A 24,863-nucleotide genomic window follows, 5' to 3' on the forward strand; every position below is an offset into this window, starting at 1 on the left:
TTGGTTGTCATAGATATTGCTCCAATAACAATGGCACATCCTGTGGTGTGACCGACCCATAAGTATCTTCATCAATCAAAATACTGGTGCCTTTATCGCAATTACCCAAGCAGCAAATCGGCAGCAAGGTAAATCTGCCATCAGGGGTTGTCTGCCCAAAGTCAATGCCCAAGGTGCGTTTAAATTCGTCCGACAAAGCCTCATAACCCGTCAAATAACACGCAATCGAATCACAAATCAAAATCACATGGCGACCCACTGGGCTGCGATAGATGCGGTTAAAAAATGTCGCCACGCCCTCCACATCCGTCACAGCGATAGACAGCATATTGGCGATGGCGGCGACTTGGGCGTCATCGACCCAGCCGTTACGCTTTTGGACTAGCTTTAGCGCATCGAGCACCGCTGCACGTGGCTGTGGATAATGATGAATGTACTCATCAATTCCTGCAATTTCTTCCGCCGTTAAGATGGCATTGACATCTACTTTGGGGGTTTTATCGGTTACAATTTTCATCTACAGCACCATTGTTTGCTTATCGCCTAAATTTTTAAATTTTATACATCAAAACTTGATTTTGATAACCACAGTCAAACTGACCAACTAATTTGCCAACAAAACAACTGTCTTATATACACCAAACACCGCCACGCATAGTAATATCAGCCCTGATACTCTTCCCACCCAAGCAATAAAGGTCGGATTTTTATCTTAGCAAATATCACACCATATAATGACAAAATACCATAATCTAATATTACCCATGTTAAAGTTAATATCATCATGGCAAGGCTGATATTTTCACTGATGCCAAAAAATAATGGGAAAAACGCCATAAAAAATAGCACGTCTTTGGGATTGCTTATTCCTACCAAAAACCCTTGTTTAAAATAAACCGCTAACAGCTTTTTATTGGTCTGTGCTTTATCCAATGATAAGGATGTGGCATAAAAACTGTCTTTAATCACTTGTAAGGCAAAATACGGCAAATACAAAGCACCAAACAAACCAAACCATGTCAACATCGTTTCACTAACAACCAACACTCCATACAAGACCAAAAACGATATGGCAATAAGCACCAAAGATGCCGCATTTGTCCCTGCAATCGTCAAAACGCCCGCCAAAAATCCTTGTTTTGAGCTGTTGTTTGCCACCATGACAGTTACAGGACCTGGCGTGGATAAAAATAGCACCACTGAACTTATAAAGCCAAGCAGTACAACAACATCAATCACGTCTACCTATCACAATCTGCCATGACAATATCAATACTCGCCAAATAAATAATCGCATCGGACACTAGCGAACCATTGATAACGCTAGGCATCTGCTGCAAATGAGCAAAAGTCGGCGTACGGATACGTGTACGATAGCTCATGGTTGAGTTATCGGACGTGACATAGTAGCTGTTTAGCCCTTTGACGCCTTCTACCATACACGCCGACTCACCAGCAGGCATCACGGGACCCCATGATACGGACACAAAGTGGTTGATAAGCGTTTCGATGTCTTGTAGTGTGCGGTCTTTTGGTGGTGGTACTGCCAAGGGATGCTCTGCTTTGTACGCTCCGCTTGGCATATTATTTAGACACTGCTCAATGATACGCAAGCTTTGGCGAATCTCTTCTATCTTCACCAAACATCTATCATAAGCATCACCGTTATAGAACACCGGAATCTCAAAGTCAAAGTTTTCATAGCCCAAATATGGACGAGCCTTACGTAAATCAAAGTCAATGCCAGTAGCTCGCAGACCCGCCCCAGTAACTCCCCACGCCAAAGCCTGTTTGGCATCATATTGGGCGACCGCTTGCGTGCGTCCTTTTAAGACGGTGTTGGTCATCGTGGCTTTATAGTATTCATCAATGCGTTTTGGCATCCAGTCCAAAAACTCACGCACCAAACGCTCCCAACCATTGGGCAAATCATGTGCCGTCCCACCAATTCTAAACCACGCTGGGTGCATACGATAGCCCGTAACCGCTTCAATGACATCATACGCCTTTTGACGGTCGGCAAACATATAAAACACTGGCGTCATACCGCCTGCGTCTTGGATGAACGTTCCCCAATAAAGCAAGTTATTGGTAATCCTAAAAAACTCACTCATCATGATACGAATGACATTCGCTCGCTCAGGAGTGGTAATGCCTGCCAATTTTTCCACCGCCATGATGTAGGGCAGCTCATTCATCACGCCGCCCAAATAGTCAATGCGGTCGGTATAAGGAATGAACGAATGCCACGTCTGACGCTCCGCCATTTTTTCCGCCCCACGGTGGTGGTAGCCAATATCAGGAATGCAGTCAATGATTTCTTCGCCGTCTAACTGCAACACCAAACGAAACGCCCCGTGTGCGGACGGGTGGTTAGGTCCGATGTTTAGGAACATAAAGTCTTCATCACGCCCAGAGCGTTTCATGCCCCACTCTTCGGGCACAAAGCGTAAGTTTTCTTGTTCAAATTGCTGTTTGGCGGTGTTCAAAAAATACGGCGTAAATTCAGTGGCGCGTGCGTGGTATTCTTTACGCAAAGGATGCCCTTCCCAGTATTTAGGCAATAAAATGCGTGTCAAATGCGGGTGTCCGTCAAACACCACCCCAAACATGTCCCACACTTCTCGCTCATACCAGTTGGCATTGGGATAAATTTTGGTCGCACTTGGAATATACTCACCTTCTTTTAAGGCGACTTTGACACGAATGTCAGAGTTTCGCTCCAAGCTCATCAGATGATAAAAGACGGTAAAATCACTGTCAGGCAAACCATGGCGGTGCTGACGCAAACGCTCATCCATAGCGGATAAATCCACCAACATCACAAAAGGCTTGGGCAGCGTGCGCAGCGTTAATAGCACATCCAAAACCACACTCGGTTCAACCCAAATGGTGGGAATGCCGTCCGCCGTAGCCTGTGTGATATAAGCGTGGTTTTTTGCGGTCAATTCTTCCAACACGCCAAAATCGTGAGTGTGATTTATGCTCATTCGTATTTACCAATTTTTTAAAAGTATAAAAATTTACGCGTTTTTGAAATTTTTATTTACTCAGCCATAGATAAGTGATGACGTTAATTAAAGCCGCTTAAAACGCATCATCTTGGCTACGCAGATTCACCGTAGCGATGCGGTCAGCCATTTTACGGTCTCGTTCAGGTGTCATCACAGGCTGGATGATGCCTTGTTCATCCAGATGAATGCCCAGCGGGCGGCGTTCATGCGTGATAGAATCTTGGAGCAGCATCAATGCCTGAATGACCGCTTCAGGGCGCGGCGGACAGCCGGGGATATAAACGTCCACAGGCAAAATCTTATCCACGCCCTGCACCACCGAATAAATGTCATACATACCGCCTGAGTTGGCACACGCCCCCATGGAGATGACCCATTTGGGTTCTAGCATTTGCTCATAAAGTCTGAGAATAACAGGTGCCATCTTAACAAAACACGTTCCCGCCACAATCATCACATCCGCTTGACGCGGTGATGCACGAATCACTTCCGCACCAAAACGCGATAAATCATGCACACCCGTCAAGGTTGTGGCATATTCTACATAACAGCAGCTGGTACCAAAGTTAAACGGCCATAAGGAGTTTTTGCGCCCCCAATTAGCCGCGGCATGCGTCAAATCAGACAGCTTCGCCATAAAGACATTTTTATCCACTTCAGCTTGCGTGATGTCATCGATGATCTCACGGCTTTGTTGTGGATATTGCTCAGTATTTTGATTTGGCTTGGTGAGAGTGTATTTCATAGTCTTAATCTTGCTGGTTAACAAACTGGCATTATTTTAGCATTTGGTTTTTTGGATTCAGCCAAATGACCATTTATCATAAAGGTGATGGCAAGCATGGCAGATAGCCAATCAATATTGTACCCTGTTATTGTCATCAGCGCTTCCTTATCAGTCAAAAATCATCCATGCCAATAACACTGTCAATAAATTGACAGTGTTATTATGAGTTAAAATCTTGGGTGGTGACGCGACCTGTGGTGTTGATATGGTCGATATTTGCCATATGTGCTTTGTTTTTTTCAATGTCATTAGAAACATTGATGCGTCCTGAAGATTGGGCAGGGACTTTGCCAGTAGGATCGGTATGCAGCTCATCGATACCATTAAAAGCTGTAATGGCAGCCAAATCAAAGTTATCAGGACGGCTTAGGATGCGTGGTTTTTTCTGACGCTTATCGGCAGGTGCCCAATTCATCGCGCCCAAACGCAGCTCATAGATCAGACCGACAAACAGAATGGCAATGAAGATTGCCGCCGCGGTAAATCCATACCAATTCACTTCGCGCACACTGACTGCATAAGCATATAAGAACAATGCTTCTAAATCAAAAATGACAAAGAAAATGGCGACCAAATAGAATTTAGCAGATAAACGAATGCGCGCCGAACCAGCAGACACCACCCCTGCTTCAAAGGTTTCTTGCTTTTGAGACCCTGATGAACGCCCGCCAAGGAGACGTGGCACTACCAACATAAAAACAACCAGCCCTACGGCGGCTAGCAAAAATGCAATCGCTGACCAATTGGCTAACATAATCACCTCTATGTGATCTCAATTTTGTAAAATGGCGGTATTATAACACACTTTACAAAATTACATCATTTTAGCAATGAATTTATCCCAAGAAATTATTTCAAATTATTATGGTATGATTTTTTTAGCAAATACTATGTAAAAAAGTCATCCAAACATTCTAAAGTAGCATGGTTGGGCTAAACCACCTGCGCGTCAAAACCCGCCTCTTCGATCGCCTCAATGATCGCTTCGGCATCACAGGCTGACTCATCATATACCACCACTGCCAAGCCATCTTCAAGGCTAACAGAGATCGCCTCCACGCCAGCCACCGCTTGCAAAGCTTTTTGGACGCTGCTGACACAGCCGCTACAAGTCATACCCTCGATCTGGATCTCATTTTTTTTCATAGCGCATCCTTATCCTGTACTAAAAAGTCATCAAAGTATAACACAGTTGTCATATCAGCCTTAAGCAAAATAAAAACCCAAGCGTCTATTTTTTCGCTTGAGTTTAAAAATTTTAGTCTTATAAAATTCAGTCAGCATCATGTAGCCAATTTTGCAGGGCTTTTAATTCGGTCGTTTGAGTGATGATAATATCTTCTGCCAAGGCGGCGACTTCTGCATCCAGCCCCATCTCGAGCGCTTGCTCAGCCATATGAATGGCTTGCAGCTGATGCATCTGCATCAGATGAATAAACACTTTATCCGCCGTTTGGGAGTTGGCGGCTGTTATCAGCGTTTGGGTATCATAAGATTCATAGCCATTAAAAGCCAAATGTGGTGACTGCTCAGTCCGCTCATGCGTCAGGGCATCATTGGCGAGCCACTGTCTCATCCATGCCATTTGTGCTTGTTGTATGTCTATGCTACGCTGAGCGATATTTAGTGCTTGCTTATCCGACCCAAATTTAAGCTGAACATACGCCATCATGACGGCAGCTTGCTGATGATTGAGCATGGTGCTGACAAACTGATGGTTAATGTCAGTACTAAGGCTTTGGTTTTGGATAGTCTGCCCCAACTCTTGGATGATTTGAGCATAGCTTTGGTGGTAGTCATCGCTAAATTTGTTGGGGCGTGACTGCTTGATGGTACCAGATGGCTCATCAGTTTGGCTACAGCCAGTGAGACCGCCTGCCATCACAGAGCCAATGAATAGATACTTTACAGCTTTGATCACAGTTTGCTTACATTTTGATCGCTGATTGATCATAGTGATACACCCCACCGCCGATCTAGGATCGCTATGAGCATCAGACGCATCATAAGCGCCTGATGCTCATAGTCATACAGATTACTGGCTGATGACATCGACACCGTTTGGCGGTGTAAAATTAAACTGCGCTGCCGCCAATTTTTTATTCAAAGAAATGTTGCTAAAGCGAATGGTGGTGGTCTGACCGATAGCATCATGAAGCACCATCATCACAGGACGACCACCATTAAAGCTCAAAGACAAGCTTTTGAAATTGGCGCTACTTGATTTGGGCGTCAATACGAAGTAATTTTTATTGGCATTAGGCTGGCTGACATTAAAGTTTTGGCTAATTTGGCTAGGATCGCCTGACAGCAGCAGCGCTGGAGTCTCGCCCACTTGATTGCTGACCGACTGGCGGGTGGCTTGCTGCAAATCTTTATCATAAATCCACATGGTGCTGCCATTAGCCACAATCAGCTGCTCGGCTGGTGATTTGGTTTCCCAGCGGAACTGATTTTGGCGCTGAACACTCATAGAGCCTGTAAAATTGGTGGTCTTGTTGCCTGCTTTTGTGGTTTGGCTAAAATTCGCTGTCATTGAGCGAATGCCCACAAGCTGATTATTTAAATTTTTGGCAGCGGTTTGCTGAGAAGCTGCCGCAGCGTGAGCGGTGGTTGCCAGTGCCATAGGCACTGTGGCAGCCGTCACCGTTGCCGCTGCTATAAGTGCTTTGATCGCCATAGCTTTGATGGTTGAAGTCGTCATAATTTTCCCTCATAAATTAAATGACAAAAAACGCGTCATTGATCTAAAATTTAAGTTGCTCATGAATGTTTGATGCATTTTGCCAAATTACCGTGTTGCAATCTACATAAAAAATGCAAAGGAACGCACCTGATTGTTACTGCCCACTTGAAAATTGGCAGATTTGAGCACAAAAGTTGCCCAAAATCATGAAGAATGCTGTATTTGTAACAAATCATGACATTCTGATGGCATCATTTTGACAAAATTGATTTAAATTACTCAAAATTCATGCAAAAATTTTGTCATTTTAAGCAAAAGCCTGCCAAAATTTGTGATTTTGACAGGCTAAAATATCAAACTGGCTTATGGCAAAAGACGCTGAATTTGCCAAGACTCACCGTGTTTGGTGTATGTCATGCGGTCGTGCATACGCCCAAGACGCCCTTGCCAAAATTCAGCGCGATCAACGATCAGCTCATACCCACCCCAAAAGCTTGGGTGCGGTACAGATTCGCCAAAACGCTGATCAAGTTCTACAAACTTATCTTCCATGGTTTGGCGGCTATCCACCACGCCACTTTGGGGCTGACTCACCCAAGCACCCAACTGGCTTTCGCGTGGGCGCTTGGCAAAATAAGCCGCAGATTTTTCGCTAGAAATCTTTTTCATTTGACCGCCTAAACGGACTTGGCGCTCAAGCCCTTGCCAAAAAAACAGCACTTCAGCATTGGGATTATCGGCAAGATCTTGACCCTTGGCACTGTCATAATTGGTATAAAACACCACGCCTTGATCAGTCAGCTCACGCATCAGCACAATACGAACACTTGGGCGACCATCCGCGCCGCATGTTGCCAAACTCATCGCATAAGGTTCGGGCAGCTTGGCATCGACCGCTTCATCAAACCACGCTCGAAACAAATCAAATGGATCATTTGGCAGCCCTGCATCAGCCAAACTATGTTTTTCGTAGGATTGTCTATGATCTGTCAAATCCACAATCGGTCTCCTAAGATATAATAAAGTGACACATCGTCACGATTTCATCAGTTATTAAGTCAGTACGCGCTTGACTTCTGCGGCTAATTTTTCTGCTAAGGTTTGGCAGCTACTTTCGTCTTGGTGCTCAACCATCACACGGATGACAGGCTCGGTGCCTGACTTGCGGATCAGCAAGCGCCCTTGACCCAAAAGTGATTTTTCTGCTTCATCGAAGATGGCTTTGAGTTCTTCATTGGCATAAGGGTCGCTCATTTGAGATAGGCGCACATTGATCAGCTTTTGGGGAAATGGCGTGTACCCTTGGATCAATTCGCTGAGCGCCTTGCCTGTTTCTGCCATGCAGCTGAGCACCTGTAAGCCTGCCACAATCGCATCCCCTGTACGGCTTTTATCCAAACATAAAATATGCCCCGATGGCTCACCGCCGATGGACCAGCCGCGCTCTTCTAAGTCTTGCATGACATAGCGATCGCCCACTTTGGCACGATGAAAATCTATCCCCTGATCAGCCAAAGCCAGCTCAAGCGCCACATTACTCATCAAAGTGCCAACCACGCCTGCAGGCTTAAGATGCTTGGCAAGTATATATAAGATCCCGTCCCCATCCACGATATTACCTTGCTCATCGGTCATGATAATGCGATCGCCATCGCCATCCAATGCAATGCCCACATCTGCGCCATGCTCACGCACCGCCGCTTGAATGACTTCAGGATGCGTCGAGCCACAATGATCATTGATATTGACGCCATCAGGGGTATTATGAATGGCGATGACTTGTGCGCCAAGCTCTTTGAGTACTCGAGGTGCTGCGCTGTAGCCTGCGCCATTAGCACAATCGACGACGATTTTTAGATGGGATAAATTAAAATGATAAGGGAAACTGCCTTTACAGTATTCGATATATCTGCCTTTGGCATCGGCGACACGGTGATTTTTGCCGATGGCGTCTGATTTAATGCCTGCCAAGCGCGCCATGCGAGCATCCGTATCACCGACCAAGTTATCAAGTTCGGCATTGATGGCATTTTGCATATCGTCAGAGATTTTTTTGCCTTCATGACTGAAGAATTTCACACCATTATCTTGGTACGGATTATGCGACGCTGAGATCACCACGCCCATGTCGGCATGGAAGCTTTTGACCAAATGCGCAATCGCAGGCGTGGGCAATGGTCCAAGCATATAAACATCAACGCCCGCCGCATTAAAGCCCGCCTGCAGTGCCGCTTCGATGACATAGCCTGACAGACGCGTATCCTTGCCGATCAATACGCTTGGGCGCTTATTTGGTGATTTTTCAACCAAAACTCGCCCCGCACCAAAACCCAAGCGCAGCAAAAAATCCGGGGTAATTGGAAAAACTCCAAACTCCCCTCGAATACCATCTGTACCAAAATAGCTCATCATCAATCCTTATCACAATGTATTATAGCGCCGATGCCGCTTACCTAACGCAGTCTTGACGCCCCTTGTCTTTATGATGACTATAGCCATCATCCATAAAATTATAGCACATTCAAAAAGAAAATGAATGATGACAACTGGGTGAATTTGTCGTCTATTTGACAAATAAGATCACAAAACAAGCGCTAGCAAATTGACCCAAAGTCATGTATGCTTTATAAATTGAATATTGAGTCATTTTTTGATAACTGTTTTAGGATAATGATATGACAATCGCCAATATTAATCAGCTAGATCAATTGCCCAAATCTATAAAAACTGGCAAACCTGTCCTACATTTTGTGCATGCCAACGGTGTCCCTACGCCGACTTATCAGCCGATGCTTGATAAACTTGCCGAACACTTTACCATCGTGTCAATCGATAAACTAGGCACACATCCCAGCTATCCAGTCGATAATCACTGGCAAAGCCTGACGCGCCAAGTGGGTGATAGCATCGATGATGCCTGCCGCGAGCATGGCGTGCCGACATTGGTGGCGGTTGGGCACTCGGTGGGTGCGATGACGACCATGCAGACATTACTTGCCAATCCCAAGCCGATCAGTCAAGCGATTTTATTAGATCCATCTTTGATCACCACGCGTAATGCGCTGTCTTATCATCTTGCCAAATTGATTGATCGGCAAATTGGGCGCATCCCCAAATTTCGCCATCGGCTGATTGATAGATTATCGCCTGCCCATAAATCTAAACGCCGTAAAGATACCTATGACAGCCGAGAAGATGCGTATCAATCTTTACGACAAAAAGCACTGTTTGCCCCTTTTGATGAGCGCAGTTTTAATAATTACATTCAATACGGCTTTGAGCCGACCGCTGATGGTAAATACACGCTAAGCATTCCAAAGTCTGTGGAAGTGTCGATTTTTCGTACCATTCCTTCATTGTATTGGCTAAAATCGATCTCGGCGACCAAGCCGATGACTTTGATTGCAGGTCAAGACAGCCATTTCACCAAAATCGGCTCATACCAAGATGCTTATAAAAAGTTTGACATTCCTGTGTGCTATGTCGCAGGTTCGCACATGTTTCCACTTGAGCATCCCGAGCAAACTGCCGAAGATATCCTAAACACCATCATCGATCAGCTGTAAATCATGCCCAACTCTCAGCCGCTGCCAAGATATACGCCAATCACAGCCATCTTTTTGATCGTTGCTGTGGTTGGCAGTATTTTTGTTTTTCAAAATGGGTGGTATTTTTTACTCAAAATGATTGCCGATTCGTCGGTGGCGTCTTTTACCGCTGACAATACCTTGACCATCATGTCACTGGTGCTGACAGCGGTGTCGTTGGCATGGCTGATTTTGATTTGGCAATACTTGCGCATCAGGCAATTGACCAATGACCAAACTCAAGCTGTCAAATTTTGGCGGCATTATTTTGGCTTTGAGCCGATGCGTCTCAGGTCATTTTTGGGGGCGCTTGCAGTACTCTTGGCAAGCATCGCGTTATCAAGCTGGGTGGTTGCACAGCTGAGCGATTGGCTCAAGCCTGCTCCATCAATGGACGCAGCACAGCTGGTGGATCAAAGCACGCCGATGTGGCTATTTGCGCTGCTTGTGCTCATCTGCGCACCTGTCTATGAAGAGCTCATTTGCCGCGGTCTATTTTGGCGCTTGGGCGAAGATATGTTTAGCCCCTTTTTCACGCATCCGCAATCCATTCAAATCGCCATCAGTCTGTTATCCAGTGGCATTTTTGCGATATTACATTTTCAATATAACTATATCGATCTGATCATGATGGTGGCAATTTCGCTGGCGTTATGCTACGCACGCATCCGCACTCAGTCAGTTTTTGCCCCCATGTTACTGCACAGCGTCAATAACAGCTTGGTGCTGCTGTTGATGATTTTTACTTAGCGGATTTTTGATAGTGTCAGTTATAAACACATTATTGATCATTTTGGGACAAAACTCGCTCACCTGCCTGATAAATCTCATCAAGCGTGAGCGAAGATTTACCGCTTAAGTCCTGACGCCAGCGCCGCGCGCCGCTCAATCCTTGAAATAATCCCAAATAATGACGCGTCACTGTCGCAAGATTTGCACCTTCATCAGCGCGCTGCTTGAGATATACCATAAGATTTTCAAAAACCTGACGGCGACTTGGCGGCTGACTGCCCCACAGGTGATGACATTCTGCCATCAGATACGGATTATGATAAAACGCGCGCCCCACCATCACACCATCAACCTGCGTCAAATGCTCGCGAATGGCAGCCAAATGATCAATACCGCCATTAATCTCAATGGTCAGCTCAGGAAATTCTTGCTTGAGCCGATACACGTCCTCGTATCTCAGCGGTGGGATTTCACGGTTTTGTTTGGGAGAAAGTCCTTGTAGCCAAGCGATGCGCGCATGAGCAATAAAATGAGTGCAACCTGCTTCAGCCACGGTCTCTACAAAATCGCGCATAAACTCATAACTGTCAAAATGATCGATGCCGATACGATGTTTGGCAGTGACAGGCTTATCCGTGTGATTTTTCATGGCGCACACCATGTCAGCTACTGTCTGCGGCTCTGCCATCAGGCAGGCGCCAATTTTATTATGCTGAACCCTATCCGAAGGGCAGCCGACATTGATATTATATTCATCATAAGCGCCGATTTGCTCAGCGACAGCCACCGCTTTTGCCATCTCGTCAGGGTTTGAGCCGCCCAGCTGTAGGACAACAGGGTTTTCACTGCCGTGGCATCTGAGCACATGAGCGGCATCGCCTTTCAAGATCGCGCTTGTACTGATCATTTCGGTGTACAGATATATATAAGGATTAAAAAGCCTGGCAAACGCTCTAAAATCCATCGTGGTGTAATCAATCATCGGCGCAAGGCTGATGCGTTTATTGGTCATCATAAGCTAAATTACTGGATAATGGTTTTGTATTGATTGACCAAATTCACAAAATTAGCGCTTGTGATTTGACCAATCTCTTCGGCAGGTTTTTGATAAACTTTGGATAAGGCTTCAGCCACATAAGGCACAAAAGTTGGCTCATTATCTCGTCCACGCTTCGGTACAGGTGCCAAATATGGGCTGTCCGTCTCAATCAGGACCCTATCTAAAGGCAGCTTAGCGGCGACATCTCTGAGTGCTTGTGATTTATTAAAACTGACAATCCCAGACAACGAAATATACAGCCCCATGTCCAAGGCGCGCTTAGCAAAGGCATAATCTTCGGTAAAGCAGTGGATAATCCCATGCTCGCAGCGCTCAGCTGCTAGTACATCAAGTGTATCATCATAGGCACTGCGCGTGTGCACGATGATGGGTTTTTTGGCGATTTTACCGGCGTGGATATGCGCAGCGAAACTGTGTTTTTGGGCAGATTGTTTATCGCTATCCCAATAATAATCAAGCCCCGTCTCGCCAAATGCCCAAACTTTTTCATTATCAAGCGACAGCAGCGCATCAGGAGTGATGCCGGCCAGCATACCTTCATCTTGACAAGGATGAATCCCCACACTCATGCCAATATCAGGCGTCATCTGAGCCGATGAGCGATCCACCCAAGCGCGGATGTCATCGTATTCAGACAGCTGACACATGATCGCCATCGTACGACTGACCCCCGCATCATACATGGCTTTGAGCAGATTGTCGGGCTCATGAGCATGTTTATCAAGCTTAAGATAAGTTAAGTGCGCGTGGCTGTCTGTGTACATGGATGTCTCTTAAATTTTAAATAACTTTTATAATTTGGCAGATTAAAAAAAAGCAGTTAAATCACTATACGATTTGGATAATTACGATAATAGAGCGGCTATTATAGCACAATTATCAAGTACATCATTTTGACAATATTAAATCGATAATTATTCGCGATGTTATCTGCAAAATCGTTTAAGAGGTATAAATAACTATTGCAATATAGTTGACAGCTAGCGAACGTTGATTTAAAATTTTTTTGAGTTTAAATCTATAAACCCCGTTAAGCTACTATATTAATAGATAGATTAATTTTTATTTTTTTAAACTAATTTATAAGGAAGTTAAAGAGGAACAGGTATGTCACTAACAAATCCCATTTTTACTAATCATGAACACTCTATATCTATTAAAAAAGATCATGATTTTTTTTGTAATATTCGCCACACCATCCATAAAAATCCTGAGTTAGGATTTGAAGAAAAGCAAACATCAGATCTGATTGCTGATCTGCTAACCCAGTGGGGCTACGCTGTACATCGTGGTCTTGCCAAAACTGGTATTGTAGCCACGTTAAAAAATGGGGATAGTAATAAAGCAATTGGTTTACGTGCAGACATGGATGCACTCCCTATTCAAGAAAACACCAATAAAACCTATCAAAGTCAAGTGGCAGGAAAATTCCATGGCTGCGGTCATGATGGACATAGTACCATTTTATTAGCCTGCGCCAAACAACTTGCTAAAACCAAAAATTTTAATGGCACAGTTCATCTAATTTTTCAACCTGCTGAAGAGTTCTTGTATGGCGGAAAAGTCATGTTAGAGGACGGATTGTTTGATAGATTCCCCTGCGATGTAATTTTTTCAATGCATAATATGCCACGTTTAAAAACAGGTGAATTTTATTTTAAGCCAGGACCGATGATGGCATCTTCTGATACTTTACACATTCATATTAAAGGCACTGGTAGTCATGGTGCAGTGCCCGAGCATGGGATTGATGCAACAGTAATAGCATGCTATCTTGTCGTAGCCCTACAAAGCATCGTATCTCGCAATGTTGGTCCGCTTGAGCAAGCCGTAATCACCGTAGGACAGTTAAGTTCCGGTAATGCTCCAAATGTTGTCAACGATAGTGCGTTGTTAAAATTAAGCGTCCGTACTTTAGATACTAATGTTAGAAAAAGGGTGTTAGAGCGAATTGATGAAGTAACCAACTATCAAGCAAAAAGTTTTGGTGCCACCGCTCACATTGAGCATATTAATAATTGCCCGCCCCTGATAAATGGTAAAGATGCAACCGAATTTGCAATAAAAGTCGCACAGGGTCTGGTTGGAGCAGATAAAGTCCATACAGATATTTTACCTCTGATGGGTAGCGAAGATTTTGCTTTTATGCTAGAAGCAAATCTTAATGGAAGCTATTGCCTTATTGGCAACGGCGGAGGGCCAGATGCATACATGGTGCATAATCCTGCATACGATTTCAATGATGATATCATTGCTCCAGCAGGTGCTTATTTTTGTAATTTAGTAGAAAATTACTTGAAATAATTATAAAAAGGGATTTTATGGCAACAAATACTTCAACATTTCATGGCAACGACAAGTTGTTGGCCGGCATGGTACTTGGCGTATTAACATTTTGGTTGTTTTATCAGTCAATGTTTAATGTTGTACCTTCTATCCAGCAAGATTTAAACATGAGTGACACTTCTCTCAATGCAGTGATCAGCTTAGGTTCCTTGTTTTCTGGCTGTTTTATTATTCTAATGGGAAGTTTGGCTGATCGTTTTGGTAGAATGCGTTTAACTTATATTGGTTTCGCATTAAACATCATGGCCTGTTTGGTGTTATATTTTAGTACAAACGTATTCAACTTTGGGATTGGACGAGTTTTGCAAGGTTTATCTTCTGCATGCATTATGCCAGCTACTTTATCCATTATTAAAAATTATTACCAGGGCTCTGAAAGGCAGCGCGCGTTTAGTTTTTGGTCTATTGGTTCATTTGGTGGTTCTGGTTTATCTTCTTTTGTGGGTGGCGCTATTGCTACAAGCATGGGCTGGAAAAGTATATTTTTATTATCTATTCTAATTTCAGTGATAGGCGTGTTATTGATTAAAGGTACTCCGGAGAGTAAATCCAACGATGTCAATACTACGCGCTATGACTATGTAGGCTTGTTCAGTTGCGTATTGGGGCTATTGGCTTTAAACTTACTCATTACCAAAGGATTTAAATTAGGCTTAACACACAGCTTTAGTATATTGATGCTAATTACAACATTAATTATGGGTGTGATATTTTTCCGTACAGAAATGCGATTAAAACATCAAGCCTTTTTGGATTTTTCTTTATTTAAAAGTCGAGGCTATAGTGGCGCCTGTTTGTCAAACTTTTTCTTAAACTGCACGGCAGGTACAATCATTATTGTCAATACTTATTTACAAAAAGGTCATGGACTTAGCTCATTTCAAGCAGGGGTAAAATCCTTAGGTTTCGTTACCATGGTCATTATCATGATTCGTGTTAGTGAAAAATTACTTCAAAAATTGGGTTATAAAACACCAATGTGGCTTGGCACTTCAATGGCAGCACTCGGTGCTCTAGGGCTATCCATGACCTTTTTGTCTCACGAAACTTATATGTGGTGGGTATTCGTTTCATTTGCAGTGCTTGGCTTTGGCCTAGGCTGTTATTCAACGCCTGCAGCTGATTGTGCAATGGTGAATGTGCCTCTAAATAAAGCAGGTATTGCCGCCGGCGTCTTTAAGATGGCGAGCGCCCTTGGTGCATCTTTCGGCATCGCAACTGGTGCCACTATTTTTAGTATGTTTAGAGATGTTGATGTCCATTTAGCGGCACAATACGCCCTTTATACAATGTTTTTATTTGGATTTTTAGCAACTTTAGCCGTTCTAATAGTAATTCCAAGGGCTTCTAAGAGTGGATATTGCGCAGTTTAAGCTTTTATTCACTCATAACAATACATAAAAAACAGGACATAATGATATGTCCTGTTGAATAGCGGGAAGGGCTGATATCAATCTTGAATGGTCCATTGGTTTGATCTAAATGCCCAACCCCATGATTCTTAAGTAAATATAAAGCCATCGTTACAGTCTAACCAATAGAGTATCACATATAATTAAGGTACTTATTCTTAAATAAATTATAATTCGATTTGTTCATTTAAAAACCTGTCTTGTTCTTGTTGTTTTTGGTGATGGTGATGGCTTGCGATGGCATGGCATGCTCAATGTGATAATCCTCCAAGAATTTTAGAACTTCCAAAATCAGCAAGGTTTGCTTGGCATAAAAATCCTGCGCACCATCAGCATCGATATAAGCACGCATCTCAATCACATAGCAGTCTTGGCGCAGCTCTTTGATCCAAACTTGATTCCATTCATAATTCGTCAATCGATGCGCTGCCAAAAACGCTTGCAAATCAGTCACCGCACGCTCAATTTCCGCCAGGCTCGCTGTGCGCTTGATAAATAAATTATGCAAAAAATAAAACATATCCCTTGCGGTAAAGTTCTCAATTTGTAATGATGAAAACTCGCCATTTGGTACGGTAACCACGGTACGATTAAGCGTGCGAATACGCGTTGAGCGGATGCCAATGTCAATCACCGTGCCTTCATAGGTGCCAAATTTACAATAATCACCCACATGGACAGGACGGTCAGCGACCACGACGACCGAGCCTATGAGATTTTCGATGGTTTTTTGGGCGCCAAATGCAAGTGCCAAACCACCGACACCTAAGGCTGCGATCCCTGTGGTCAAATCAAATCCAAGATTTCCAAAAATCAAAATGATCGCCAAGATCACCATAAAGGCTTTGGCAACTTTTCTAAGTAGATTTAAAATCGAAACTTGTTCGGGACGCCCGCGCTTGAGTGAATTGGCTTCGGCACGGCGAAATACACTGTCAAGCAAGCGTAGCATCAGCCAAGCCGTTGCGCCCCAAGCCACAATATCCTTGATGCGACCAAATGAGCTGCGCAGTGTCAAAGGCACGCCCACGCGCACCATCACCTCAGGCAAGATCATCGCCAAAAATACCAAAGACAGCGGCATGATCACACTAGGCGTAATCCGAAATCGCTTTTTACGGATGGTGGTGTACAGCCACTTACTCACCCAATACAGCATCCACACCACCAAATTGATCGCCAAATATAGCCCGATCACCAAGATGCCAAGAGACACCAATTCAAGCCAATGCTTGGTTTGGCTATGCGTGCCTGGCTGTGATAATTTGAGCCGCTCTGATAGGGTTTGGGCGTGGATGGTCTTTTCGGGTAATGCCGCCAAAGTCTGCGATGACACTTGCCAAAACACCATGCCATCCTCGCTTACACGCCGATTGAGCAAAATATCGATGTTGTCGTTCATCAGCCGAAGCTCGCCAACTTTATCAATATCGCTTGGCAGATTATCAGACAGATCGCCCTCGCTGACGCCACTAATTTGCAGGTCTTGATACAGCTTACCCCCTGCATCCAGTGCGATCACCAAATGCTCAACAACTTCACGGTTGGGCGTTTTGGTGCTTGCTAAATATCGTCCGTCCAAATAGTTGGCGGCAAGCTCGTAGTCTTCTGACGCGATCGCGCGCAAAAGCCCTTGCACCGTGCCGCGTGGCGTCTCACGCCCGAAGCTGTCAACGGAAATCTCAGCGGGTTTTTCTTGAGTGTTTGATAATAGCTTGGCGGTAGTGGCATGACTTGGCATGACCGTCATGACCAATGACAGCATCACACCAATGATCATCAAGGATAATTTATCAACCATTTTATCAGCCATTGTCGCAGCGCCATTCACCATTGTGGAGTCTTATCAAATATGATTTAGAGGGTATTATAATCTGAAGGATGATTAGAAAAAAGTATGGTTTGGGTAACTGCCTTACCCAAACCATGATTAAATGAATGTTATAATTTAATTAAAATTTTAATTTGATGCTTATTTCGCATCTTTAACAGCATTATAGCTATCGATAAGCGGTGAATACTCGGTGCTGATTTCATAGAATAGCTGTGTGTAGCCTTCCATGTCTTCGCGCCAGTCACGGCGTAGCTCATTTGCCATCGCAAACCAAGTCAGTAGCTGCGCGCCTTCTTGCTGCATGCGTAGCCAAGCGGCATTGCGGCTGATGTCATTAAATGTACCTGAAGCATCGGTGATTACAAATACTTCATAACCTTGCTTAAGCGCAGATAATACTGGGAATGCAACGCACACTTCGGTCACGATACCTGCAATAACTAGCTGCTTACGACCAGTTTTTTTAATGGCTTTAACAAAGTCTTCGTTATCCCAAGCATTAATCTGACCAGGGCGTGCGATATAATCAGCATCTTTGAACATTTCTTTAAGCTCTGGGAACAAGGGACCGTTTGGACCTTCTTCAAAGCTTGTGGTCATAATGGCTGGTAAATTGAAATATTTGGTGATTTTAGCCAAAGCAAGTACGTTATTTTTAAATTCGTTGGCTGGCATATCACGGCATAGAGTCTGCAGACCAGTTTGATGGTCAACAAATAAAACGACTGCGTCATCTACCGAAAGGCGATTATATAGATTGTCATCCGTTTTTAGGTCTGGTTTTTTAGATTTAAACATAACATTATCCTTTGATGAGTTATCGTAATGAGTTCAATTTCCCCAGTATCAATGCGCTCATTGAATGAATTTACTGTTTAGCATTTTTAGACTGATCCAAGTCCATGAATAGCGATCTAAAAGTGATTAACAGTTGATACTGGGTTTAGGATAACACCGTTCTTGGGATTCACTTTATTAGTTTGGTGAACTTTTAGTAAGCGCTTTGTAATTTTTGTATGCGCGATCTTTATGAGCGTTGGGCTTTGTATGCCCTTTAAGAATTTGGTAATAATTGAGAGTTTATTGATTAGTTAATATTAATACTTTATGAATAAAAGGACACCAAATGGCGTCCTTAAACTCAACACTGGCTGACCATCAAGTCATCAAGATAGATAGTCTTTGTCGCGCGCTTTGAATGCCAAATACAGTACTGGCAAAATGAACGGTCCAATAGACCAAAAATCAATCGCCAAATATAAAAGCGTACCAATCAGCGCACCAAACGCAAAGGTAAACACCACCGCCGCGCTGTATTTTAGGCTTTCCATATTACACTGCGTGCGGTTAAAAATGTAATCTGACAAATCAATCCCAAGCTGTGTGGTGTTACCTGTCATCAATAATGTTGGGCGCACTTTACCCATGATGGTTTTGCCCGCGGTATTACGAATCGCAAACGCCATCAAACCTAAAAATCCTGTAATACCTACTTCCCACGCACCGCGCACTTCAAACGGACCTAAGATCAGCGCCGCCGCCATAAATGCGCTCAAAAACAGCACTTCGGCAAATAAAAGCTCGCTTAAGATGGGCTTATCCGCTGGTCTGACAGCGATATAGCGCTTGGTGAGCACCACAGTCAAGATAAATACTGGCAAAGCACCAAGCTTAATCCACAAGTCATCGCCACTTTTGACAATGCCTGCACCTGCCATCACCAAGTTTCCTGTAACGTGGTTGGTAAAAAAGCCAAGCAGCGCAATAAAACCAATGGTATCAATCGCACCACCAACCAAGGTCAATAAAATCGACGCTTCATAGCGCTTCCAAAACCCTCCACTTGGCTTTACAATTTTTTTACTTTCGTCTTTACTGTCTTCGACGTTTTGACTCATGTTATCCCCCTATAAATTCAACCAATGCTTCAGCAAATGCATCCAAAAACTCTTTGGTTCTGTCGCTTGTCACCTGCCCTTCTTCGATACTTTCGGTGGCACGGCTAAGATACACTTCAGGCGTGATCATGACTTTGGCGGACAGTGACTGCATCACTTTTCGCACATCGATGCCACACTCTCTACCACCATAAGTGCCTGGTACTGCTGTCACCACAGCGACTTTTTTGGCAGCCCAGACGCTTTGACCATGTGGGCGTGAAGCGATATCGATGACATTTTTAAGTGCCGCAGGCAAAGTGCGATTATGCTCTGGCGTGACAATCAAAATGGCATCAGATGCTTGGATCTGCTGACGCACTCTATCATAGCTTTCGATGGATTGTTGATCATAATCTTGGTTATACAGCGGCAGATCATGAATGACGATCTCCTCAACAGTGACATGATCGGGCAGCTGCTGACTGATATAATTGGCAAAAATTCGATTGATTGAATTTTCGCGCAGGCTACCAATAATCACCGAAAGCTTCACTGGTTTTATCATAAGATCTCCAAAATTTTTATCAAATAAAATCAAAAACCTTATTCTAACATGCTTTTGAAGCGATATTTGATACAAAATGCAACAAGAGATATAACAAAAAGCACAGCTTACAGATGCTTTAGCGCCACCAAGAATCAAAAAATTATGCCATCAAAACCCAAAAAAATAAAAAGGCTTGCTTATCAATCCTGTGCCACGCACATTCAACCAATAAGCAAACCTTTGACACAGTTCATCCAGTTAGGCTGATCACGCCAATCCAATCATAAGATGGCGTGATGCATACCAAGATTAAACTCTGTTATGATGCTGTAGACGAGTACCATCTTTGCCTTCATCAAATGAAAACGCTCCAGGACCGTGCGCAAAGATCATCAAAAAGCCACCTGCCATCGCAATATTTTTCATGAAGTCATTTTGTTGCTCAGGATCGCCAAATGGGTGGAAGATTAGCGCCGATAGGATGCTAAAGCCTGCGAATAATAACGCAACCCAGCGTGCCTTAAAGCCCACCAAAATCGCGATACCGCCCAATACTTCCAAAATGATCACCAGTGGCAACATGATGCCTGGCACGCCCATCATCTCCATGTAGCCTTGAGTGGCTTCATAGCCGCTAATTTTGCCGATACCTGAGTAGATAAAGATGGCAACCAACAATAGACGACCGATCGGTGCGCTGAAGTTTTGTACTTGATTCATAATGAATTCCTTAAAAAGTTTTATATAATGATTGAATGTTGTGGGGCGTATTTTAATTGTTGATTAAAGCTGTGTAAACCCCCATATTTGCAAATTATAGTTGTTAATTTTAGAACAATAAAATTTAGCACAGTTTTTTTTGGATCAATTAAGCATCAAAAATCGGGTATCAACATGGGTCAATTAGAAGATATGGCGCTGTTTGTGCGCATCGTCGAAGCAGGCAGCATTACCAAGGCTTCAGAGCAGCTTAATATGGCAAAATCAGCACTCAGTCGGCGGCTCAAGGACTTAGAAAGCCGCCTGAATGTTCAGCTCATCAGCCGTAATACGCGCAGCTCGGCGCTGACGGATCAAGGTCGGCATTATTATGATCAAGCACGCAATATTTTGGGCGATGTAGAAATTTTAAATGAGCAAATCAGCGGCATCAAAGCCCGCATCGAAGGTACGCTCAGAATCACCACGCCATTATCATTTGGCTTGATGCATCTGAGCGATATCATTGATAATTATGCCAAACGCCACCCCTATTTAGATTTTGAGCTGGATTTTTCGGATCGTCATGTGGATTTGGTCGAAGAAGGCTATGAGCTGGCGATTCGTATTGGTGAGCTTAAAAACTCAAGTTATCAAGCCAGACGCTTGACTAAGATCCGCTATGCCCTGTGTGCAAGTCCCGCCTATATCCAAGAGCATGGCATGCCCAAAACCATTGATGAGCTTGGTCAGCATGAGTTTTTGCAATATGGCTTGGGCAAACAAAGCAGCTTACAGCTGATGGATCGGCATGGGCACAGTCATCACATTGATTTTAGCTCAAAAATTAAAGCAAATAATGGTGATTTTTTGGTCAAGATGGCGTGTAAGGGTTATGGCATTGCTTTTTTGCCGACCTTTTTGACCTATCAAACCATCGCATCAGGCGCGCTAATCCCTGTGATGACTGACTATGAGCTACCTTCCTTGAACGCCTATGCGGTCTATCCCCAAAATCGACACTTATCGCAGCGCTGCCGCTCGTTTATTGATTTTATCATTGATGAGCTTGGTGATGATCCGTATTGGGATAAGATTGAATAATGATTGTGCTTTAACCATTATATTAGAATTAACAACCAATCAGATGCTCATATATATACATTTTGGCGATTTTCGATAGGAAAGCCAAAGTCTAACAGTGCGGTTGATGCGAAAATCACCATCATCAATCGGCTGATCTTTTAGAGTATCTCCAAGCCAACTTTGGCGCGACAATTTGCTTGCAAGAGAACAAATTAGCAAACGGTGCTTAAAAGATCTGTTGCTACGCATCACTCAAGCTTAAATCAAGATACTTTTTAGTTACTATTGGTTATATTACTTGTTTCGCTAGACAGCTAAAAGCAAATAATGATCATATTGATCAAAACAAGGCGAATAATATCATGAAACTTTTAATATTAATGGCTTTTATTATTTACATTCTTTCTTTTATTACTTATAAAATAAAGAAAGAACTAGACAGAATGAAAGTAGAGCTTAAAAGCACTCAAGCAAAACATAAACGTTGCTAACCAACTGTGATTGCCAGTTGGTTAATGCTTGACATGATATTTGCTGCAAATTAAAAACTTAATAAAAAACCGCCCATTATCCATAATGAGCGATTTTTTATTTCATCTTATTAAACTATCCCAAAAAATAACTCAATAATATTGTTTATATTACTGTAATACCTTGTTGGATATATAAGATTTCATCTCGATTGTTATCATGCGTATAAGTATCGAACTTAACACCAAACTCATCTGTAATCACTACACCTTTACGCCAAGAACCTGATTTTTCAGAATCTTTAAATAATTCTCCACTGCTAGGATTACCCAGTGTGCCATTACGACCCAAGTCAACTGTGTCGCTTTTACCACCTGTAATATATAGCTTATTTAAACTGGTATTGTCTATCAAGTCCTGCAACGTGATTTGTATCTCATTGCCACGATTCCCCAAATCAATGACTGGGTTATAAATCTTGACATCAAAAGCGTCGCGCATCTCTTTGGTGTCGATGACATCTTTAGAACCGATCACGGAATGCGTTTGAGCATTCCAATCATAAAGCTCGGCACTGTCTTGCCAGGTAGTTTTAAGGATCGCTTGATAAGCACCAGCATTAACTCCTGCACCCAAAGTTAGATTGTCCAAATTCCAACCCATAACATCAATCTCTTCGCCCACATTACCTTTGAAAGTATAGGATAGGAGTCCATCGGATAATACAACGCCTTTATTGATTATTTTATCAAAGGACAATTTCATATTAGCCAGTTGCTCGCTACCGTCTCGATCATTTGATTGCACACTAAATGACAACTGAATGGCATTGGATTTTTGAGTCTTATTGTCAATATAACCAATGTTGGTATATTGATGCGCAGTATAGTATCCGTCATTTGTTGCTCCCTCAGCTTGTTTGAATTTAGGATTAATAAAGTGGTTGTCACTGAATAAGTCGACAGCATTCTTATATAAATCAAAATTCTCAGTACTGATTTTCTTAAAAGTCCTGCCATTATCTAATGACATCTCAACAACTTGAGCACCAACTTGACCTGTTCCGTTTCCGTTAGTTCGATTATATACAAACATCTCTACAGTATAATAACCAGATTCTTGAACTAAGTAGCCATTCGACTGAGTACCATTCCACGCCTCTTTGTCTTGCACTACAACCTTACCCCCCAAATTAATTTGGAAATGATCATCAGCAAAATATCTAAACACTACTGTTTGACCTTCTTTAAGGTAAACTAAACCAGAGGTCTTTTGACCCTGACCTGATTCAACACCCGCTGAATTAATAGAATGTTTTTTGGCAAGATCGCTTAGGCTGGCATTACCTCCAGTTTTTGTTACTGTAAAATTATTAGCATTAAAATTATAGCCCGATAACTGCGGCTCTACACTCATCACTTGTTCATTTCTGACAGGCGTATCAGATCCTCGCAAGAAAGATTCAATAATGTCTTCAATCTTAGCATGATCTTTGATACCCTGACTTTCTATACGTGTGCCTTTAGGAGTGATTTGATACGCAGTCTGCCACCAACCTGTGCCTTTAGGATTAGCCTGACCTGAGCCATCATTGATTAGCTTTGAGCCTATTGTAAAGCTAGTATTCGCTTCGACTTTTGGGCTGATGTTGATATACATAGTGTTAGCTTTGTCTGCAATATTAGAACCACCATTTGAGGTGATGCCATCATCCATTACTTTAAAGGTAAATGAATCTTTACCCGAAAAGTTTTGACCACTGATATATGTCAATTGTGCTAAATCACTAGAGGCAATGACATCTCCAATACGCACAAGGGTATCAGTATGATTGAATACACCATCGCCATTTTTATCCAAGAATAACTCGCCACTAGTCACCAAAGAATCGATAGTGATACCTGTAAAGTTATTTGGATAAAAATCCATGGGATCAGTCATACCAAGAGTAAAGCTATTACGGCTAAATTGATATGCACTATCCTCTATAGTTTCCACTAATTGATCTTTTCCAACAGGTGCGCTAGACACCATATCATACATGATAGAGGTCTCTATGGGCTGTTTATCAAGCTTAACACCTGTTCGATCGCTAACATCAATGTGCGCCCAAACCTTCAGTACACCACCTTCTTGGTCAGGTAAGGCAACATTGGAAATCACAATTCTCTTAGTTTCAATCTCATCTAAACTCAATTTGCGTGAAACGATATCAGATGAACCAACTTGATAACTAATGCGATCACCAGGGCCCACATCATTGCTCAAATTAATGGTTACGCTTGTCTTGCCTTTTGAAGCTAACCATTCAGGTGAATCCAAGCGTCTATTAGCATTTTTATCTGCATCAATGGTAAGTGATATCACCTTAGGCGTATCAAGCTTACGATCATTATTAATGTCATTGACTTTAGGTATTTCAACCGTATTAATAGCATTAACTTTCTCTTGCAAGCTTTGTTTGGTCTCACCATTACTCTCAGCATTATCGGGTAGCTGCTTAAGCAAAACATTAGCACCATCGGTCGCAGCTTTAATTGCAACATTACGCTTCACTATATATAGGGTCTCATCTTGACTGATAATGCCATCACTCCACATTTTTTCAAAATGTGCTTGAGCACTTTTTTGAGCAGTTTGACCAATTGTAATATATCTCAAAATTTCATCAATTATGGCTTTTTCAAACGTATCGACGATGTCGTTGTCGTTTCGATCGTTG

The 24,863-nt window shown here is 43.0% G+C and carries 23 protein-coding genes; 5 read left to right on the top strand and 18 right to left on the bottom strand.

The genetic code is table 11. The annotated features are described in order from the left end of the window. Nucleotides 1-7: 7 nt before the first annotated feature. The 10 genes from nuoE to glmM form a co-directional block, all read right to left on the bottom strand. Nucleotides 8-517, bottom strand: coding sequence for an NADH-quinone oxidoreductase subunit NuoE (nuoE, locus tag B0180_RS08005; RefSeq protein WP_049236297.1), 510 nt, complete (start codon nt 515-517; stop codon nt 8-10). A 146-nt stretch (nt 518-663) separates the two neighbouring features. Continuing rightward, complete coding sequence (locus B0180_RS08010; RefSeq protein ID WP_078256441.1) at nt 664-1,239, bottom strand: LysE family translocator; 576 nt, start codon at nt 1,237-1,239, stop codon at nt 664-666. Between the two features lie 2 nt (nt 1,240-1,241). Continuing rightward, on the bottom strand, nt 1,242-2,990 hold the full coding sequence (gene nuoC / locus B0180_RS08015) for an NADH-quinone oxidoreductase subunit C/D (RefSeq protein ID WP_078256442.1): 1,749 nt from the start codon (nt 2,988-2,990) through the stop codon (nt 1,242-1,244). Nucleotides 2,991-3,087: 97 nt separating this feature from the next. Continuing rightward, entirely contained in the window at nt 3,088-3,759 is a 672-nt protein-coding gene (locus B0180_RS08020; RefSeq protein WP_049236134.1) for a NuoB/complex I 20 kDa subunit family protein, read from the bottom strand. Nucleotides 3,760-3,961: 202 nt separating this feature from the next. Further along, entirely contained in the window at nt 3,962-4,555 is a 594-nt protein-coding gene (ndhC, locus tag B0180_RS08025; RefSeq protein WP_049236135.1) for an NADH-quinone oxidoreductase subunit A, read from the bottom strand. Nucleotides 4,556-4,734: 179 nt separating this feature from the next. Beyond that, nucleotides 4,735-4,947, bottom strand: coding sequence for a heavy-metal-associated domain-containing protein (locus B0180_RS08030; RefSeq protein WP_078256443.1), 213 nt, complete (start codon nt 4,945-4,947; stop codon nt 4,735-4,737). Between the two features lie 127 nt (nt 4,948-5,074). Next, on the bottom strand, nt 5,075-5,722 hold the full coding sequence (locus B0180_RS08035; RefSeq protein WP_167366935.1) for a DUF305 domain-containing protein: 648 nt from the start codon (nt 5,720-5,722) through the stop codon (nt 5,075-5,077). Nucleotides 5,723-5,836: 114 nt separating this feature from the next. Next, nucleotides 5,837-6,505: an outer membrane lipoprotein periplasmic chaperone LolA gene (lolA, locus tag B0180_RS08040; protein WP_208609392.1), complete on the bottom strand. Its 669-nt coding sequence runs from the start codon at nt 6,503-6,505 to the stop codon at nt 5,837-5,839. Nucleotides 6,506-6,850: 345 nt separating this feature from the next. Next, nucleotides 6,851-7,486 (bottom strand): pyridoxamine 5'-phosphate oxidase, encoded by a 636-nt coding sequence (gene pdxH / locus B0180_RS08045; protein WP_078256445.1) that lies wholly within the window; start codon nt 7,484-7,486, stop codon nt 6,851-6,853. 54 nt (nt 7,487-7,540) lie between these two features. Beyond that, nucleotides 7,541-8,896 carry a phosphoglucosamine mutase gene (glmM, locus tag B0180_RS08050; protein ID WP_078256446.1) on the bottom strand — a complete coding sequence of 452 codons (1,356 nt, stop codon included), beginning with the start codon at nt 8,894-8,896 and terminating at the stop codon, nt 7,541-7,543. A 266-nt stretch (nt 8,897-9,162) separates the two neighbouring features. Here glmM and B0180_RS08055 point away from each other — a divergent pair, with 266 nt between their 5' ends. Further along, complete coding sequence (locus B0180_RS08055; RefSeq protein ID WP_078256447.1) at nt 9,163-10,053, top strand: alpha/beta fold hydrolase; 891 nt, start codon at nt 9,163-9,165, stop codon at nt 10,051-10,053. Nucleotides 10,054-10,056: 3 nt separating this feature from the next. Beyond that, nucleotides 10,057-10,824 (top strand): CPBP family intramembrane glutamic endopeptidase, encoded by a 768-nt coding sequence (locus B0180_RS08060; RefSeq protein ID WP_078256448.1) that lies wholly within the window; start codon nt 10,057-10,059, stop codon nt 10,822-10,824. Between the two features lie 31 nt (nt 10,825-10,855). On the opposite strand, the gene dusA is transcribed toward B0180_RS08060, so the two are convergent. Both dusA and B0180_RS08070 read right to left on the bottom strand, forming a co-directional pair. Continuing rightward, nucleotides 10,856-11,821: a tRNA dihydrouridine(20/20a) synthase DusA gene (gene dusA / locus B0180_RS08065; protein WP_078256449.1), complete on the bottom strand. Its 966-nt coding sequence runs from the start codon at nt 11,819-11,821 to the stop codon at nt 10,856-10,858. Between the two features lie 8 nt (nt 11,822-11,829). Then, the gene (locus B0180_RS08070) at nt 11,830-12,630 is read right to left on the bottom strand and encodes a TatD family hydrolase (protein WP_078256450.1); all 801 of its coding nucleotides are present in this window, start codon (nt 12,628-12,630) and stop codon (nt 11,830-11,832) included. Nucleotides 12,631-12,973: 343 nt separating this feature from the next. Between B0180_RS08070 and B0180_RS08075 the strand changes: the two genes are divergently transcribed. Then, nucleotides 12,974-14,170, top strand: a complete 1,197-nt coding sequence (locus B0180_RS08075; protein WP_078256451.1) for a M20 aminoacylase family protein — start codon at nt 12,974-12,976, stop codon at nt 14,168-14,170. Between the two features lie 17 nt (nt 14,171-14,187). Continuing rightward, the gene (locus B0180_RS08080) at nt 14,188-15,585 is read left to right on the top strand and encodes an MFS transporter (RefSeq protein WP_078256452.1); all 1,398 of its coding nucleotides are present in this window, start codon (nt 14,188-14,190) and stop codon (nt 15,583-15,585) included. Between the two features lie 226 nt (nt 15,586-15,811). On the opposite strand, the gene B0180_RS08085 is transcribed toward B0180_RS08080, so the two are convergent. The 5 genes from B0180_RS08085 to B0180_RS08105 all read right to left on the bottom strand — a co-directional run bounded on the left by B0180_RS08085 (nt 15,812) and on the right by B0180_RS08105 (nt 20,605). Beyond that, the gene (locus tag B0180_RS08085) at nt 15,812-17,437 is read right to left on the bottom strand and encodes a mechanosensitive ion channel family protein (RefSeq protein WP_078256479.1); all 1,626 of its coding nucleotides are present in this window, start codon (nt 17,435-17,437) and stop codon (nt 15,812-15,814) included. A gap of 159 nt (nt 17,438-17,596) precedes the next feature. Further along, on the bottom strand, nt 17,597-18,256 hold the full coding sequence (gene ycaC, locus B0180_RS08090) for an isochorismate family cysteine hydrolase YcaC (protein WP_078256453.1): 660 nt from the start codon (nt 18,254-18,256) through the stop codon (nt 17,597-17,599). 368 nt (nt 18,257-18,624) lie between these two features. Beyond that, nucleotides 18,625-19,356 (bottom strand): YoaK family protein, encoded by a 732-nt coding sequence (locus tag B0180_RS08095; RefSeq protein WP_078256454.1) that lies wholly within the window; start codon nt 19,354-19,356, stop codon nt 18,625-18,627. Nucleotide 19,357: 1 nt separating this feature from the next. Then, entirely contained in the window at nt 19,358-19,903 is a 546-nt protein-coding gene (locus B0180_RS08100) for an NADPH-dependent FMN reductase (protein ID WP_078256455.1), read from the bottom strand. Between the two features lie 291 nt (nt 19,904-20,194). Next, the gene (locus tag B0180_RS08105; RefSeq protein ID WP_078256456.1) at nt 20,195-20,605 is read right to left on the bottom strand and encodes a DoxX family protein; all 411 of its coding nucleotides are present in this window, start codon (nt 20,603-20,605) and stop codon (nt 20,195-20,197) included. Nucleotides 20,606-20,779: 174 nt separating this feature from the next. Between B0180_RS08105 and B0180_RS08110 the strand changes: the two genes are divergently transcribed. Then, complete coding sequence (locus tag B0180_RS08110; protein ID WP_078256457.1) at nt 20,780-21,688, top strand: LysR family transcriptional regulator; 909 nt, start codon at nt 20,780-20,782, stop codon at nt 21,686-21,688. A 618-nt stretch (nt 21,689-22,306) separates the two neighbouring features. On the opposite strand, the gene B0180_RS10170 is transcribed toward B0180_RS08110, so the two are convergent. After that, nucleotides 22,307-24,863, bottom strand: a 2,557-nt coding sequence (locus B0180_RS10170) for a GA-like domain-containing protein (RefSeq protein ID WP_167366936.1), incomplete at its 5' end; no start/stop codon positions are given.

The organism is Moraxella canis, from assembly GCF_002014965.1.
Lineage (GTDB): Bacteria > Pseudomonadota > Gammaproteobacteria > Pseudomonadales > Moraxellaceae > Moraxella > Moraxella canis.